Origin of the sequence: Pseudomonas sp. GM80 (assembly GCF_000282515.1) — a bacterium.
GTDB lineage: Bacteria > Pseudomonadota > Gammaproteobacteria > Pseudomonadales > Pseudomonadaceae > Aquipseudomonas.
This window is the reverse complement of record NZ_AKJD01000112.1, coordinates 12,627-27,430: the sequence shown is the minus strand read 5'-3', so window position 1 is coordinate 27,430 and position 14,804 is coordinate 12,627. Positions and strand designations below refer to the sequence as shown.

At 59.3% G+C, this 14,804-nt stretch carries 14 protein-coding genes; 10 read left to right on the top strand and 4 right to left on the bottom strand.

Annotation, left to right across the window (positions count from 1 at the left end):
* Positions 1-63: 63 nt before the first annotated feature.
* Together PMI37_RS18495 and PMI37_RS18490 are read right to left on the bottom strand one after the other, a co-directional pair.
* Positions 64-528, bottom strand: a complete 465-nt coding sequence (locus tag PMI37_RS18495; RefSeq protein WP_008083627.1) for a type II toxin-antitoxin system HicB family antitoxin — start codon at positions 526-528, stop codon at positions 64-66.
* Entirely contained in the window at positions 525-707 is a 183-nt protein-coding gene (locus PMI37_RS18490) for a type II toxin-antitoxin system HicA family toxin (RefSeq protein ID WP_008083625.1), read from the bottom strand. Before PMI37_RS18490 ends, PMI37_RS18495 begins: the two co-directional genes overlap by 4 nt.
* A 396-nt stretch (positions 708-1,103) precedes the next feature.
* On the opposite strand from PMI37_RS18490, the gene PMI37_RS18485 reads away from it, so the two are divergent.
* Positions 1,104-1,364, top strand: a complete 261-nt coding sequence (locus PMI37_RS18485; RefSeq protein ID WP_008083624.1) for a hypothetical protein — start codon at positions 1,104-1,106, stop codon at positions 1,362-1,364.
* A 24-nt stretch (positions 1,365-1,388) separates the two neighbouring features.
* Here PMI37_RS18485 and betT read toward each other — a convergent pair whose 3' ends face one another.
* Together betT and epsC are read right to left on the bottom strand one after the other, a co-directional pair.
* Positions 1,389-3,350 carry a choline transporter BetT gene (gene betT, locus PMI37_RS18480; protein ID WP_177323321.1) on the bottom strand — a complete coding sequence of 654 codons (1,962 nt, stop codon included), beginning with the start codon at positions 3,348-3,350 and terminating at the stop codon, positions 1,389-1,391.
* A 370-nt stretch (positions 3,351-3,720) separates the two neighbouring features.
* Positions 3,721-4,647, bottom strand: coding sequence for a serine O-acetyltransferase EpsC (epsC, locus tag PMI37_RS18475; RefSeq protein ID WP_008083620.1), 927 nt, complete (start codon positions 4,645-4,647; stop codon positions 3,721-3,723).
* A 190-nt stretch (positions 4,648-4,837) separates the two neighbouring features.
* Here epsC and PMI37_RS18470 point away from each other — a divergent pair, with 190 nt between their 5' ends.
* From PMI37_RS18470 to PMI37_RS18430, 9 genes are all read left to right on the top strand, one after another.
* Complete coding sequence (locus PMI37_RS18470) at positions 4,838-5,830, top strand: D-cysteine desulfhydrase (protein ID WP_008083618.1); 993 nt, start codon at positions 4,838-4,840, stop codon at positions 5,828-5,830.
* A gap of 309 nt (positions 5,831-6,139) precedes the next feature.
* Positions 6,140-6,940 carry a cystine ABC transporter substrate-binding protein gene (tcyJ, locus tag PMI37_RS18465; RefSeq protein WP_008083615.1) on the top strand — a complete coding sequence of 267 codons (801 nt, stop codon included), beginning with the start codon at positions 6,140-6,142 and terminating at the stop codon, positions 6,938-6,940.
* On the top strand, positions 6,940-7,656 hold the full coding sequence (tcyL, locus tag PMI37_RS18460; protein ID WP_008083614.1) for a cystine ABC transporter permease: 717 nt from the start codon (positions 6,940-6,942) through the stop codon (positions 7,654-7,656). Before tcyJ ends, tcyL begins: the two co-directional genes overlap by 1 nt.
* Positions 7,657-7,660: 4 nt before the next feature.
* Entirely contained in the window at positions 7,661-8,410 is a 750-nt protein-coding gene (gene tcyN, locus PMI37_RS18455) for an L-cystine ABC transporter ATP-binding protein TcyN (RefSeq protein WP_008083612.1), read from the top strand.
* A gap of 469 nt (positions 8,411-8,879) precedes the next feature.
* Positions 8,880-9,644 (top strand): hypothetical protein, encoded by a 765-nt coding sequence (locus PMI37_RS18450; protein ID WP_008083610.1) that lies wholly within the window; start codon positions 8,880-8,882, stop codon positions 9,642-9,644.
* 394 nt (positions 9,645-10,038) lie between these two features.
* A complete protein-coding gene (locus PMI37_RS18445) occupies positions 10,039-11,280 on the top strand; it encodes an SfnB family sulfur acquisition oxidoreductase (RefSeq protein ID WP_008083609.1) in 1,242 nt (413 codons plus the stop codon).
* 38 nt (positions 11,281-11,318) lie between these two features.
* Entirely contained in the window at positions 11,319-12,512 is a 1,194-nt protein-coding gene (locus PMI37_RS18440; RefSeq protein WP_008083607.1) for an SfnB family sulfur acquisition oxidoreductase, read from the top strand.
* On the top strand, positions 12,512-13,870 hold the full coding sequence (locus tag PMI37_RS18435) for an LLM class flavin-dependent oxidoreductase (RefSeq protein ID WP_008083606.1): 1,359 nt from the start codon (positions 12,512-12,514) through the stop codon (positions 13,868-13,870). The genes PMI37_RS18440 and PMI37_RS18435 overlap by 1 nt, the downstream gene beginning before the upstream one ends.
* Before the next feature lie 124 nt (positions 13,871-13,994).
* Entirely contained in the window at positions 13,995-14,804 is an 810-nt protein-coding gene (locus PMI37_RS18430; RefSeq protein WP_008083604.1) for a MetQ/NlpA family ABC transporter substrate-binding protein, read from the top strand.

Genomic DNA, 14,804 nt, shown 5'->3' with positions numbered 1-14,804 from the left:
TCTTTTGATCTTTAAAAACAAGTCAAAAGATCGCAGCCTGCGGCAGCTCCTACAGGGTCATCTTTACATCGAGAGTTCGCGCAAGGCGGCTGCCGCGAGGAAACCGGAGCGGGAGCTATAGCGTTGGTCACGTCGGACAGTTTGGTCGATGCGCTCAAGCAACTGCTCAGGCAGCGTGGCGTTGAACCGCACTGACTTACCGAAATACGGGGTGATATCAAAATCGACCACACCCCAGATCCCTCCCGCGTAATCCGGGTTATCGAGATGAGCATCAATCTCCCGCACTTGAGGCAACGGCGCGCCGTCGGCGACCAAGCCTTCATAATGAAGCGCCAAAGCTTCCTGAGTATTCTCAAACGCCTCGGCGACTGTAGTGCCCGCAGAGAAGCAGCCCGGTACATCCGGGATGATCACGCCGTAGTCTGAGTCGGCATCCTTGTGCAGAACGACCGGGAATTTCATGTGAGTGAGTCCTTCCTCTGACAGGCCCTTAAAACGGCCTTCGTTTCCAATAACGGTCCTCATTTCAGGCCCGCCTGTTTCAAAATGCTGTTGATCGTGCCCTTGGGCAGATCGGAGTCGGGGTGCTTGATCGTCACCCTTCCCTGCTTGAACGGATGCTTGTACTGGTGGTGACTGCCTTTCAACGCTACCAGATACCAACCATCGTCCTCGATCATCCTGATCATTTCCCGACTGCGCATTTCCTTTGCCCTGTTCGACCGCTAGAGCTGTTTACTCTAGGGGACGCAGGCGACTTTTATACACACGATACACACTTAGATAAATACTAGCGTACTGAACAAACGCTCGGTTATGGGACAGATCAACGGCAGGCGCGGGCAAGCAAGCAAAACACGTCGCCGACCGAACTCTGTGCAGGAGTCGCAAAATGTGTCCAGTAGAGAAGCAGGACGGGCAGTGGCGGGGGCGGGATTGGCTATGCTCTAACTGACACCGAGGTGGCCCCATCGCGGGCAAGCCCGCTCCCACAGGGTTCTGCGTCGTTCACAAATTTTGTGTCCAACCCCGAAACCTGTGGGAGCGGGCTTGCCCGCGATGGCGGCCGATCAGGCACCGCACATCCCGCAGGCACCACAATGCACACCGCCATCATCATTTTCTTCGGCCTGGTCCTGCTCGCCCTCATGCTCTACATCGGCGAGCACATCGGTTTCAGCCGGCAGACCATGGCCTACAGCTTCGCCGCCCTGTGGCTGGCGTTGACGGTGATTAATGGCGCGGTGGGTGTGGTGCATGCGAAGCAACCGCTGGGTTCGGAAATAGCGATTGGCAGTGCGGTGTTCGGCGTGCCGCTGGCGGCGATGGTGTTGTTCATGGTGCTGAGCGCCGAGTCGTAAAACGTCCCGGCGCCCAGCTGCCAATCAACGCACCAGATGCAGGAACTGCATGTGGCGTTCGTACTGGTCGAGGATGTCGTTAATGATCTGCTCTTTGGTATAGCCGACCAGATCGTAGTCCTGACTGCCTTCGCTCAAATGCACTTCGGCGCGGTAGTAGCGGCGATTGTTGAGCTGCTTCGAGCCCATCCCGCCACGCGCGAACGACGGCGTGAAGTAGCCGCGCATTTGCACCTGATAGATGAACGGATGCGCATCACCGTGGCCGATTTCCAGGCTGACGCTGTCATTCGCCGGATCCGGCTGGGTGACCACGTTCAGGCCTTTCTCGACGAACACCGCCGTCACTTCTTCAATCGCCGGGCGCACCGTGGTGTCCATGAAGCGGTACACCTCGTCGCGTGACGGGAAGTGCACCGCCTGACTCAGACGCTGACGCCAGCCGCCCGTGCCGCGCCGCGAACCCGAAACCGGTGCCAGCGAATGCAGTTGCGCGATCTGCTTCTGCGACTCCAGATAGAACGCCTTGTGCAGGCCCCACATCATCAACAACAGAATCAGCGAGAACGGCAACGACGTCAGCACCACCGCTGACTTCAGTGCATCGATGCTGCCGGAGAACAGCAGCGCACTGGTGATCAGCGCGGTCATCGCACCCCAAAACACCCGCAGCCATTTCGGCCCGTCTTCGTCCGGGTTGCCACCCTTGGCCGACAGGGTCGAGAGCACCACGGTGCCGGAATCGGCAGAGGTGACGAAGAACACAAAGCTGATAAACACCGTCACGGCGATGACGGTTTTGCTCCATGGATAAGTTTCCAGCAGCAGGTAAATACTCATCGACGGATTGTCGAGGGCCGACATGCCCAGCGCGCTCATGCCGTGGTTGAGCACCTGATCGATGGCGCTGTTGCCGAAGATCGACATCCACGCGAGGGTGAAACCGAGCGGAATCAACAGCACACCGAAGACGAATTCACGGATGGTGCGGCCACGGGAAATCCGTGCGATGAACAGGCCCACAAACGGCGACCATGCAATCCACCAGGCCCAGTAGAACACCGTCCAGCCGCCGAGCCAGTCGCTCGGTTTGTCGTAGGCGTAGAGGTCGAAACTCTTCATCGGCAAGGCGCCGAGGTAGTCGCCGACATTCTGGATCAAGGTGTTGAGCAGATGCTGAGTAGGCCCGGCGAACAACACGAACAGCAGCAGCGCACAGGCCAGCAGCATGTTGATGTCGGACATCACCCGCACGCCTTTATCGACGCCGGAGACCGCCACGATGATCGCCGCGCCCATCATCAGCGTGATCAGGCCGACCTGAATCCACTGGGTGTGAGCAATGCCGAACAGGTAGTCGAGACCGGAGTTGAGGTGCAGCACGCCGAAGCCCATGTCGGCACCGAGGCCGAACACCGTGGCGATGATGCCGAAGCCATCCACTGCGTAACCGATCGGGCCATTGATGCGCTTGCCGATCAGCGGGTACAGCGCCGAACGCAGGGCCAGCGGCAGGTTGTGGCGGTAAGCGAAATAGGCCAGCGCCATGCCGACGAAGGCGAACACGCCCCAGCCATGCAGGCCCCAGTGCAGAAACAGAACCTGCATTGCCTGACGCGCCGCATCCGCCGTGCCGGCCTCGCCTTGCGGCGGCTGGAGCATGTGGGTCAGCGGTTCGGACACGCAAAAGAAGAACAGCGTGATGCTGATCCCGGCGGCGAACAGCATGCCGGCCCAGGACAGGTAACTGAATTCGGGCTCGTCGTGGTCGGCACCGAGTTTTATCTTGCCGTAGCCGGATAAGGCGGTGACCACCACGAAGACCAGATACAGGGTCATCGCGAGCATGTAGTACCAGCCGACCGTGTTGGCCGCCCAGTTTTGCGCTTCCAGCAGCCAGGCGCCGGCCTGTTCAGGCATGGCGATAACGACGAGACCAAACAGCAGAATGACCGTCGCGGCGAAGTAGAACACCGGCGGATTCATGCGCACCAGACCGCTGGCGGGGGTAGACGATGCACTCATGAAACGTGCACCTCGAGGGGTTTAGACGTGGCTGAAATGATCGGACTCAGCAAAGGCAAGCCTCCTGTTGTGAGCGGGCAGCGAACCACCGGTTTAACTTGAATGAACGTTCAAGTTAAACATGGATAGGGTGGTAAGGACTAATCGCAGGGCTGGGCGGTAGTTTTCCTACAGTAGCCCAAGGAGGTGTATGACGCGGGTTTGGAGGAATTCGTTCAACAGCAACATGGCCTTATGCCCATACCTGTAGGAGCTGCCGAAGGCTGCGATCTTTTGCTGTGGTTTTTGTAGAGCAAAAGATCGCAGCCTGCGGCAGCTCCTACATGGGATCTTACTTTTGCGTGCCGTCATCGTGCTGCAGGTTGGCCTGGGTCAGATTGCATCCGGCCGGCACGCTGCGCGTCAGCCACACGTTGCCGCCAATGGTCGAACCCTTACCGATGGTGATGCGTCCGAGAATCGTCGCCCCGGCGTAAATCACCACATCATCTTCCACGATCGGATGACGCGGATGGCCCTTCTGCAACTGACCGTCTTCATCTGCCGGGAAGCGTTTGGCACCCAACGTCACCGCCTGATAAATCCGCACGCGCTCGCCAATGATCGCGGTTTCACCAATCACCACACCGGTACCGTGATCGATAAAGAAGCTACGGCCGATCTGCGCCCCCGGGTGAATATCGATGCCCGTCGCCGAATGGGCGATTTCCGCACTGATCCGTGCCAGCAACGGCAGCCCGGCGCGATACAAATGGTGCGCCAGACGATGGTGAATCACCGCCAGAATCCCCGGGTAGCAGAGCAACACTTCATCAACGCTGCGCGCCGCCGGATCACCGTGATAAGCGGCCAGCACATCGGAGTCGAGCAGCGAGCGCAGGCCCGGCAAGGCCAGGGCAAAATCCTGGACGATTTGAATCGCGCGGGCCTCGACTTCAGTGTCGGCCTGCGCGCTGTGGCGGGCGACGTAGCGCAGCTCCAGGCGGGTTTGTGCCAGCAAGGCATTCAGCGCGACATCAAGGGTATGACCGACGTAGAAATCCTCACTCTCTTCGCGCAGATCCACCGGCCCCAGACGCATCGGGAACAACGCGCCGCACAGCGCCTCCAGAATTTCCGCCATCGCCGCCCGCGACGGCAACTCGCGACCACCCTGCTCGCCGGACGCCCGGCCGTTCTGTGCCCGCCACTGATCCCGCGCGCTGCGCAGTTGACTGACGATGGTCTGCAATTGCCAATGGCTGGAACGCTCGCTCACGGTAAAGACTCCTCACGGGCGGCCGGACTGTCTGGCCGCGTCAACGGCGACTACTTTACGGCATGCTCATGAGGGCGAATTAAGAACCGATAGTGCTGGGCTCAGTTCATTTGGCTATAAGCGATTCGCGGTTGCCCCTGCAAAAGCGCGTGCCTATAGTCCTTTCATCTTTCTCCGCCAGTACGGACTCATGATCAAGAATCAGCTGGAACGCTTTAACCGTCTCGACCTGCTCGGCCATCCGACGCCGCTGGAAAAACTCGAACGCCTGTCCACATGGCTAGGCCGCGAGGTGTACATCAAACGCGATGACCTGACGCCGCTGGCGATGGGTGGCAACAAGTTGCGCAAACTCGAATACCTCGCCGCCGATGCCTTGGCACAAGGCGCCGATACGCTGATCACCGCCGGCGCGCTGCAATCGAACCACGTTCGCCAAACGGCTGCGCTGGCCGCCAAACTCGGGCTCGGTTGTGTGGCGTTGCTGGAAAATCCGCTGGGCACCGACGACAGCAACTACACCGGCAACGGCAACCGTCTGCTGCTGGATCTGTTCGACACCAAGGTCGAGCTGGTCGACAACCTCGACAACGCTGATGAACAACTCGCCGCCCTCGCCGTGCGTTTGCGCAGCAATGGCAAGAAACCGTATCTGGTGCCAATTGGCGGCTCAAATGCGCTCGGTGCGCTGGGTTATGTGCGCGCCGGCCTGGAACTGGCCGAGCAGATCAAAGACACCGGCCTGAATTTCGCCGCCGTGGTGTTGGCCTCGGGCAGTGCCGGGACGCACAGCGGTCTGGCCCTGGCGTTGAGCGAAGTGCTGCCGCAATTGCCGGTGATCGGCGTGACGGTTTCGCGCAGTGAAGAAGACCAGCGGCCGAAGGTGCAGGGTCTCGCGGAACGTACGGCGGCGCTGCTCGGCGTCGAACTGCCGACCAGTTTCAAGGTCGAGTTGTGGGACGAATATTTTGGTCCGCGTTATGGCGAGCCGAATGCCGGGACGTTGGCAGCGGTGAAGTTGCTGGCGAGTCAGGAGGCGGTGTTGCTTGATCCGGTTTATACCGGCAAGGCGATGGCGGGATTGCTGGACGGGATCGGGCGTCAGCGCTTTGATGAGGGGCCGATCATTTTCTTGCACACCGGCGGCGCGCCGGCGTTGTTTGCCTACACGGAGTTTCTGTAACGAGATCGTTCCCCACGCTCTGCGTGGGAATGCAGCCTGGGACGCTCCGCGTCCCTTTTAGAGCTGGAACGCGGAGCGTCCCCAGAGGCATTCCCACGCAGAGCGTGGGTACGATCAATATTCAAATAAGATCTAACAAATTAAATATTAAGTATTTTCAAGTCTAACGCAGACATCTTATAGTCTCGCCGCAGGCGAATTTCGCGCAAGACGCATAAGCTGCTTTAGGGCACGATAACGCAGGCGCACGAATCACCCATTCGCCAACTTTCCTTTAGCGTCTTCCATAAGAAAACACAGGGGCTCGTCATGAATTTTTCCGCACTACGTCGCAATCTGCTGGTGGGTTCACTGGGCCTGGCGCTGAGCGCCGGCCTGATCGGCCAGGCAGTCGCCGGTGAGCAGCTGCAACAGATCAAGGACAAAGGCGTTATCAACGTCGGCCTGGAAGGCACTTACCCTCCATTCAGCTTCGTCGATGCCGACGGCAAACTGTCCGGTTTCGAAGTCGAGCTCTCCGAAGCAATCGCGCAAAAACTCGGCGTCAAAGCCAAGATCCAGCCGACCAAGTGGGACGGCATTCTCGCTGCGCTGGAATCCAAGCGTCTGGACGTCGTAGTCAACCAGGTGACCATCTCCGACGAGCGCAAAAAGAAGTATGACTTCTCCGAGCCGTACACCGTTTCCGGTATTCAGGCGCTGGTGCTGAAGAGCAAAGAGTCCGCACTGAACATCAAGACCGCCAATGACCTGTCCGGCAAGAAAGTCGGTGTCGGCCTGGGCACCAACTACGAACAATGGGTCCGCGCCAACGTGCCGGGCGCTGACGTGCGCACCTATGACGATGATCCGACCAAGTTCGCCGACCTCAACAACGGCCGCACCGACGCCATCCTGATCGACCGTCTGGCCGCGCTGGAATACGCCAAGAAAGCCCCGAAAACCGTAGCCGCCGGTGAAGCCTTCTCCCGTCAAGAAGCCGGTGTTGCCCTGCGCAAAGGTGAGCCGGAACTGCTGGCTGCCGTGAACAAGGCCATCGACGAACTGCGTGCAGACGGCACGTTGAAGAAGCTGTCCGAGAAGTACTTCAACGCAGACGTCACTAAATAATGGAAGTTGGATTTCAATTCGAAGCGCACTTCCCGCAGTTGAGCCAGCAACTCGCCGAAACATCGGCGCTGTTGCTGGACTCCGCGCCCTTTCTGCTCAAGGGCGCGTACTACACGGTAGTCCTCAGCCTCGGCGGGATGTTCTTCGGCTTGCTGCTGGGCTTCGGCCTGGCGTTGATGCGCCTGTCGCGCTTCAAATCAGTGAGCTGGCTGGCGCGCGTCTACGTGTCGTTCTTTCGCGGGACGCCGTTGCTGGTGCAGTTGTTCGTGATCTATTACGGCTTCCCGCAACTGGGAATCGAACTGGATCCGTTACCCGCAGCGCTGATCGGCTTCTCGCTGAACATGGCCGCTTACGCCTGTGAAATTCTGCGCGCTGCGATCGGTTCGATCGAGCGTGGCCAGTGGGAAGCTGCCGCGAGCATCGGCATGACCCGTGCGCAAACCCTGCGCCGGGCCATCCTGCCGCAAGCGATGCGCACGGCGTTGCCGCCGTTGGGCAACAGCTTCATTTCGCTGGTCAAGGACACGGCACTCGCCGCCACCATTCAGGTGCCGGAGCTGTTCCGTCAGGCCCAGTTGATTACCGCCCGGACTTTCGAAGTCTTCACCATGTATCTTGCCGCCGCGCTGATCTACTGGATTCTGGCCACGGTGCTTTCGCACTTCCAGAACAAGTTGGAAGAGCGGGTCAATCGGCACGACCAGGAGTCCTGACGCGATGATTGTCGTGGAAAAACTGACCAAGCAATTCAAGGGTCAGGTCGTGCTCAACGGCATCGACCTCGAGGTCAAGGAAGGCGAAGTCGTCGCGATCATCGGCCCCAGCGGTTCGGGGAAAACGACGTTCCTGCGCTGCCTGAATTTCCTTGAACAGCCCACCAGCGGCCGGATCAAGGTCGGCGATATCGAGATCGATACCAGTCGCCCGCTGAACCAGCAACAAGCGCTGGTGCGCAACCTGCGCCAACACGTCGGTTTCGTGTTCCAGAACTTCAACCTGTTCCCCCATCGCACCGCGCTTGAGAACGTCATCGAAGGCCCGATCGTGGTCAAGAAGATGGCGCGCGAAAAAGCCATTGCCCTGGGTAAAGCGCTGATGGCCAAGGTCGGTCTGGCGGGTAAAGAGGACGCCTATCCGCGTCGTCTCTCCGGCGGTCAGCAACAGCGTGTGGCGATTGCCCGGGCGTTGGCGATGGAACCGGAAGTTATCCTGTTTGACGAGCCGACTTCGGCCCTCGACCCGGAATTGGTCGGCGAAGTGCTGGCGACCATTCGTGGCCTCGCCGAAGAAAAACGCACCATGGTCATCGTCACTCACGAAATGGGTTTTGCCCGCGACGTGGCCAACCGTGTGGTGTTTTTCGACAAAGGCGTGATCGTCGAACAAGGTGAGGCCAAAGCGTTGTTTGCCAACCCGAAAGAAGAGCGTACCCAACAGTTTCTCAGCAAGTTCCTGAATCACGCCTGAGAACTTTTATCTGTACCCGCCACCAACTTCCACGGATGGAAGTTAGGCGATTTATAAAGTCCCCCGCCCCTCACAAACACCATCCCAGCCAATAATGCGCGGCACATACATATGTTCTGCAACAGATATAACTCACTTTAATTTAGTGACGCACTATCGAACGGTGTGCAAATGGCTGTGCATTGAACGTGATAAAAAATCGCTAAAACTGTAGCCTGTTTCGCCAGCACACCTAGGCAGACTGCCTCATCACTGTAGGAAGCTTCTGATTAGACTGTAATTCCCGGATTAACTAACTCCCTCTATTGACTCCCCTCTCCGCTTCTTCTTATCTAGTCGCCAACCGGCGCACTTAATGAAATCAACAGTCTTTTGATAACAGCAAAACGCATTGTTTTATTGCCTGTTAATTCACGCCTTTTGTTTTTCAGAAACGGACTTCGTTGCAACGCTTCAAGGAGAGAAACCGATGACCCGCACTTCGCATACCCTCGAGCTGGCAGCGCCGACCCTGGCGCCCGCACAACAAACCGGCATCAACCTGGCAGCGGCGGCGCACCTGCTGGTCGATGTGCCGCCCTATCCCGGTATGGACACGGGGGATCTGATCGAGCTGTTCTGGAACAACTGCTACGTCGCCTCGCACGTATTGACCGCCGAGGACGTCGACCTGGCGGTGAGCCTGCGCGTCCCGGAAAGCTTCGTCATCAGCGGCTCGGCACGCGTTCACTATCGAGTGATGCAGGTCGGCCACGGTCCGGCACTCTCGGCGGCGACGCGCGTACAGATCAAACTCGACTGCCCCGGCGGGCAGCCCTCGGCGCTGTGCGAAGACGAAAACCAACAACTGGCACCTGTGACTTTGCCCGAGACCATTCGCCGTCAGGGCGTGAATCCGAACCAGATCAAACGCGGCGTACCGCTGACCATCGAGCCATACCTGAACATGGCCGAAGACGACGCCATCACCCTGCGCTGGGGCGATGTACGCATGGATCTGGCGCCGCTGACGGCAGCGGATGTCGGCTTGCCGATTCAGGTCTGGGTGCCGCCAGCGGTGATTGTCGAAGCGGGCGAAGACCTGCGGCTGGACGTGACCTATTGCATCCTCGACCGGGTCGGCAACAACTCGCGCTGGGCACCGCCACGGGCATTGAAGATTGGATGCGCGAATCCTTATCTGAAAGTGCCGCTGAGGCCGGAGTTCAAGGCCGCCGAATCCCGCAAATATTGACTTCACTCCCCTGTGGCGAGGGGATTTATCCCCGCTCGGCTGCGAAGCAGTCGTAAACCCATAACACGCGGTGTATTTGATGCACCGCGTTGTCTGATTTTGGGGCCGCTTCGCAGCCCAACGGGGATAAATCCCCTCGCCACAGGGATCGCATTGGCGCTTACAAATATTGTTAACCAACCCGACCATCACCCCTTCTATGCATATTCCTAAAAGTTAGTTTATTTAATATTTATACACGCTTAGGGTATATGAACCGGACCACCGGACATTCTTTCGTTCGTCGCACTTTTGCGGCGTTTTTCATGAGATGTGAGGTAGGTAGTATGGTCCGGAACACAATCACCCCAGTGCAGATCGCCAGGGCATTGCGTGCAGCCAAGGAGCGGCACTGATGTCCAGTCTGGCAGACGCAAACGTCCAGTCGGATCTGGACATCGCCCCGTTATTGTTGCCCGCGCAGGTTTTGCGCAACGACGCCCAAGCCATCAAGGCTGCCCATGAACTGGCGCAAGTCGCCCGCCTGCAGGCCGCCAAGCGCGATCGTCAGCGCAAGCTGCCATGGTCGGAAATCGAACAGTTCACTCGCAGCGGCCTGGGCAGCATTGCCATCCCGCGTGAATACGGCGGCCCGCAGGTTTCATTCGTGACGCTGGCCGAGGTGTTCGCGATCATTTCCGCCGCCGACCCGGCGCTGGGACAGATCCCGCAGAACCAGTTCGGCATCATCAATCTGGTGCTCGGCAGCGCCACCGAAGCGCAGAAAAAGCAGCTGTTCCAGAGCGTTCTGGAAGGCTGGCGCATCGGCAATGCCGGCCCGGAACGCGGCACCAAAAACACCCTGGAATTGAAAGCGCGGATCACCGCCGACGGCGACGATTACGTGATCAATGGCCAGAAGTTTTACTCCACTGGCGCACTGTTCGCGCACTGGGTCGCAGTCAAAGCGCTCAACGATGACGGCAAGCAAGTGCTGGCCTTCGTCCGTCGCGGCACCCCGGGGTTGCGCATCGTCGATGACTGGTCGGGTTTCGGCCAGCGCACCACCGCCAGCGGCACGATCCTGCTGAACAACGTGCGCGTCGAATCGAGCCTGGTCGTCGACAACTGGAAGATCAACGAAACCCCGAACACCCAAGGCGCGGTGTCGCAGCTGATTCAGGCAGCGATCGACGCCGGCATCGCCCGTGGCGCCATCGATGACGCCATCGAGTTCGTCAAAACCCGCGCCCGGCCATGGATCGATGCCAAGGTCGAGCGGGCCAGCGATGACCTCTACGTGATCGCCGACATCGGCAAACTGAAAATCGAACTGCACGCCGCCGAAGCGCTGCTGCGAAAGGCCGGCAAAGTCCTTGATCAGGTGCACGCAGCGCCGCTCACCGCCGAATCCGCCGCGCGCGCTTCGATTGCCGTGGCCGAAGCGAAAGTGCTGACCACCGAGATTTCCTTACTCGCCAGCGAAAAACTGTTTGAACTGGCCGGCAGCCGCGCGACCCTCGCCGAATTCAACCTCGACCGTCACTGGCGCAACGCCCGCGTGCACACCTTGCACGACCCGGTGCGCTGGAAATATCACGCGGTCGGCGCCTATCGCCTCAACGGTACTTTGCCGGCTCGCCATTCCTGGATCTGAGACGACCGCACACTTTCTCAAGTGCAATGGAGAAACCTATGACTTTTTCCCATCACGTCGCGGTCATCACCAGCGATGAGCAAGCCCTGATTGTCGCCAGCGACCTGGCCGAAGATTTCAAACGCGACAGCGCCGTGCGCGACCGCGAACGACGCCTGCCACTGCCGGAACTCGACGTGTTTTCCCGCTCGGGCCTATGGGGCATCAGCGTGCCGAAGGAATACGGCGGCGCTGGCGTGTCCAACGTCACCCTGGCCAAAGTCATCGCCCTGATCGCTCAGGCTGATGGTTCGCTCGGGCAGATTCCACAGAACCATTTTTATGCGCTGGAAGTGCTGCGCGTGAACGGCAGCCACGCGCAAAAACAACGGCTGTACGCCGAAGTACTCGCCGGCCAGCGCTTCGGTAATGCGCTGGCGGAACTGGGCACCAAAACCGCTCACGACCGCGTCACCAGCCTCAAGCGCGACGGCGACGGTTATCGCATCAACGGTCGCAAGTTCTATGCGACCGGCGCGATTTACGCGCAGCGCATTCCGACCTCGGTTGTTGATGAAAACGGCGTGCAGCAACTGGCCTTCGTCCCGCGCGACAGCCAAGGCCTGACCGTGATCGACGATTGGAGCGGCTTTGGTCAGCGCACCACCGGCAGCGGTTCGGTGGTGTTCGAAGACGTCTACGTCGCCGCTGAAGACGTGCTGCCATTCCAGAGCGCCTTCGAACGCCCGACCACCGTTGGCCCGTTGGCGCAGATCCTTCACGCCGCCATCGACACCGGCATCGCCCGCGCCGCTTACGAAGACGCCCTGCATTTTGTGCGCAGCAAAACCCGCCCATGGATCGACTCCGGCAACGACAAAGCCACCGAAGACCCGCTGACGCTGAAAAGCTTCGGCCACTTGAGCATTCGTCTGCACGCCACCGAAGCCCTGCTTGAACGTGCCGGCGAATTTCTCGACGCCGCACAAGCCCAGAGCAATGCCGAAACTGTCGCCGCGGCCTCGATTGCCGTCGCCGAGGCCCGCGCTATCAGCACCGACATTTCCCTCGCCGCCGGCAGCACGCTGTTCGAACTGGCGGGCAGCCAGGCGACGTTGATCGAACACGGTCTCGACCGTCACTGGCGCAACGCCCGTGTGCACACCTTGCACGACCCGGTGCGCTGGAAATATCACGCGGTGGGCAATTATTACCTCAACGATGAAAACCCTCCGCTGCGAGGAACGATCTGATGAGCGCGGCGAAAAAGAAGATCCTGCTCAACGCGTTCAACATGAACTGCATCGGTCATATCAATCACGGTTTGTGGACGCATCCGCGCGACACCTCAACGCGCTACAACACCATTGAATATTGGACTGAACTGGCGCAATTGCTGGAGCGCGGGTTGTTCGACGGGTTGTTCATCGCCGACATCGTCGGCGTGTACGACGTCTATCAGAACTCGGTCGATGTGCCGCTGAAAGAGTCGATCCAGTTGCCGGTCAACGACCCGCTGCTGCTGGTTTCAGCCATGGCCGCCGTGACCAAAAACCTCGGCTTCGGCCTCACCGCCAACCTCACCTACGAGCCGCCGTATCTGTTCGCCCGGCGCATGTCGACGCTCGATCATCTGAGTCGCGGACGCGTGGGCTGGAACATCGTCACCGGTTATCTGGACAGCGCCGCGAAAGCCATGGGCCTCAGCGAACAAGTCGAGCATGACCGTCGTTACGATCAGGCCGATGAGTACCTGGAAGTGCTCTACAAACTCTGGGAAGGCAGCTGGGAAAACGGCGCGGTGCTCAACGATCGCGAACAGCGGATCTACGCGCAGCCGGACAAAGTGCACAAGGTTGAACACAAGGGCGAGTTCTATCAGGTCGAGGGTTATCACCTCTGCGAGCCGTCACCGCAGCGCACGCCGGTGTTGTTTCAGGCGGGCAGTTCAGATCGCGGTTTGCTCTTCGCCGGGCGTCATGCCGAGTGCGTGTTCATCAGCGGCCAGAACAAACCGTCGACCAAGGTTCAGGTCGACAAGGTGCGCGCCAGCGCGGTTGAAGCGGGGCGCAACCCTGAGGACATCAAGGTGTTCATGGGCCTCAACGTGATCGTCGGCGCGACTGAAGAAGCGGCGTGGGCCAAGCACGCCGAGTACCTGAGTTACGCCAGTGCCGAGGCCGGTGTGGCGCATTTTTCCGCGTCGACCGGCATCGACTTTTCTCAGTACGAAATCGACGAACCGATCCAGTACGTGAAGAGCAACGCCATTCAATCGGCGACGAAAAACCTGCAGAACAACGACTGGACCCGGCGCAAATTGCTCGACCAGCACGCCCTCGGTGGTCGTTACATCACCGTGGTCGGTTCGCCTCAGCAAGTGGCGGATGAGCTGGAGTCGTGGATCGCCGAAACCGGTCTCGATGGTTTCAATTTGACCCGGATTGTTACCCCGGAAAGCTATCTCGATTTTATTGACCTGGTGATTCCTGAGCTGCAGCGGCGCGGATCGTACAAGACGGCGTATGACAGCGGCAGCTTGCGCGAGAAGCTGTTTCACGGGGAGGCGCAGCTGCCTGAGCAACACACCGGCTCTTCGTACCGCCGCTAAAAGCATCGCTGGCAAGCCAGCTCCCACAAGGTTCTGTGGCGTTCACAAAACCTGTGGGAGCTGGCTTGCCAGCGATGAAGCCGCAACAGACACCAAAAATTCATGCACTGACTGGAAAACCATCATGACCAAGAAAACCCTGTCCCACCCAGTCAAAGCACTGGCCCTGGCCCTCGGTCTGTTCAGTTCGGCGATCTTCGCCGCCGACGCGCCGCTGAAAATCGGCACCACCGCCGCCTTCGCCATCCCGCTGGAAGCCGCCGTCGAAGAGGCCTCCAAACAAGGCTTGACAGTCGAGCTGGTGGAGTTCACCGACTGGATTGCCCCGAACGTCAGCCTCGCCGCCGGCGACATCGATGTGAACTACTTTCAGCACATCCCGTTCCTCGAAAACGCCAAGGCTGCGTCAGGTTTCGACCTGGTGCCGTTCGCGCCGGGGATCATCAACAACGTCGGCCTCTACTCGAAAAAATACAAAAGCTTTGATGAGCTGCCAGAAGGCGCCAGCGTCGCCATCGCCAACGATCCGATCAACAGCGGCCGTGGTCTGCAATTGCTGGCCAAGGCCGGTTTGATCACGCTGAAACCGGGCGTCGGCTACAAGGCCACCGAAGACGACATCGTCGCCAACCCGAAGAAAATCAAGATTCTGCAAGTCGAAGCGGTGCAACTGGTACGCGCCTATGACGACGCCGATCTGGTCCAGGGTTATCCGGCCTACATTCGCTTGGCGAAGACCTTCGATGCCGGTTCCGCGCTGCTGTTCGACGGCCTCGACCACAAGGAATACGTGATCCAGTTCGTCATCCAGCCGAAGAGCAAAACCGACCCGCGCCTGATCAAATTCGTCGACATCTACCAGCACTCGCCGGCCGTTCGTGCAGCGCTGGATAAGGCCCACGGCAAGCTGTATCAAGCCGGTTGGGAAAGCTGA

Coding starts and splice junctions, on each gene's coding strand:
- PMI37_RS18430 (WP_008083604.1), top strand. CDS start 13,995: ATGACCAAGAAAACCCTGTCCCACCCAGTCAAAGCACTGGCCCTGGCC.
- PMI37_RS18450 (WP_008083610.1), top strand. CDS start 8,880: ATGACCCGCACTTCGCATACCCTCGAGCTGGCAGCGCCGACCCTGGCG.
- PMI37_RS18495 (WP_008083627.1), bottom strand. CDS start 528: ATGAGGACCGTTATTGGAAACGAAGGCCGTTTTAAGGGCCTGTCAGAG.
- tcyN (WP_008083612.1), top strand. CDS start 7,661: ATGATTGTCGTGGAAAAACTGACCAAGCAATTCAAGGGTCAGGTCGTG.
- tcyJ (WP_008083615.1), top strand. CDS start 6,140: ATGAATTTTTCCGCACTACGTCGCAATCTGCTGGTGGGTTCACTGGGC.
- tcyL (WP_008083614.1), top strand. CDS start 6,940: ATGGAAGTTGGATTTCAATTCGAAGCGCACTTCCCGCAGTTGAGCCAG.
- PMI37_RS18435 (WP_008083606.1), top strand. CDS start 12,512: ATGAGCGCGGCGAAAAAGAAGATCCTGCTCAACGCGTTCAACATGAAC.
- PMI37_RS18490 (WP_008083625.1), bottom strand. CDS start 707: ATGCGCAGTCGGGAAATGATCAGGATGATCGAGGACGATGGTTGGTAT.
- PMI37_RS18440 (WP_008083607.1), top strand. CDS start 11,319: ATGACTTTTTCCCATCACGTCGCGGTCATCACCAGCGATGAGCAAGCC.
- PMI37_RS18485 (WP_008083624.1), top strand. CDS start 1,104: ATGCACACCGCCATCATCATTTTCTTCGGCCTGGTCCTGCTCGCCCTC.
- PMI37_RS18470 (WP_008083618.1), top strand. CDS start 4,838: ATGATCAAGAATCAGCTGGAACGCTTTAACCGTCTCGACCTGCTCGGC.
- betT (WP_177323321.1), bottom strand. CDS start 3,350: ATGAATCCGCCGGTGTTCTACTTCGCCGCGACGGTCATTCTGCTGTTT.
- PMI37_RS18445 (WP_008083609.1), top strand. CDS start 10,039: ATGTCCAGTCTGGCAGACGCAAACGTCCAGTCGGATCTGGACATCGCC.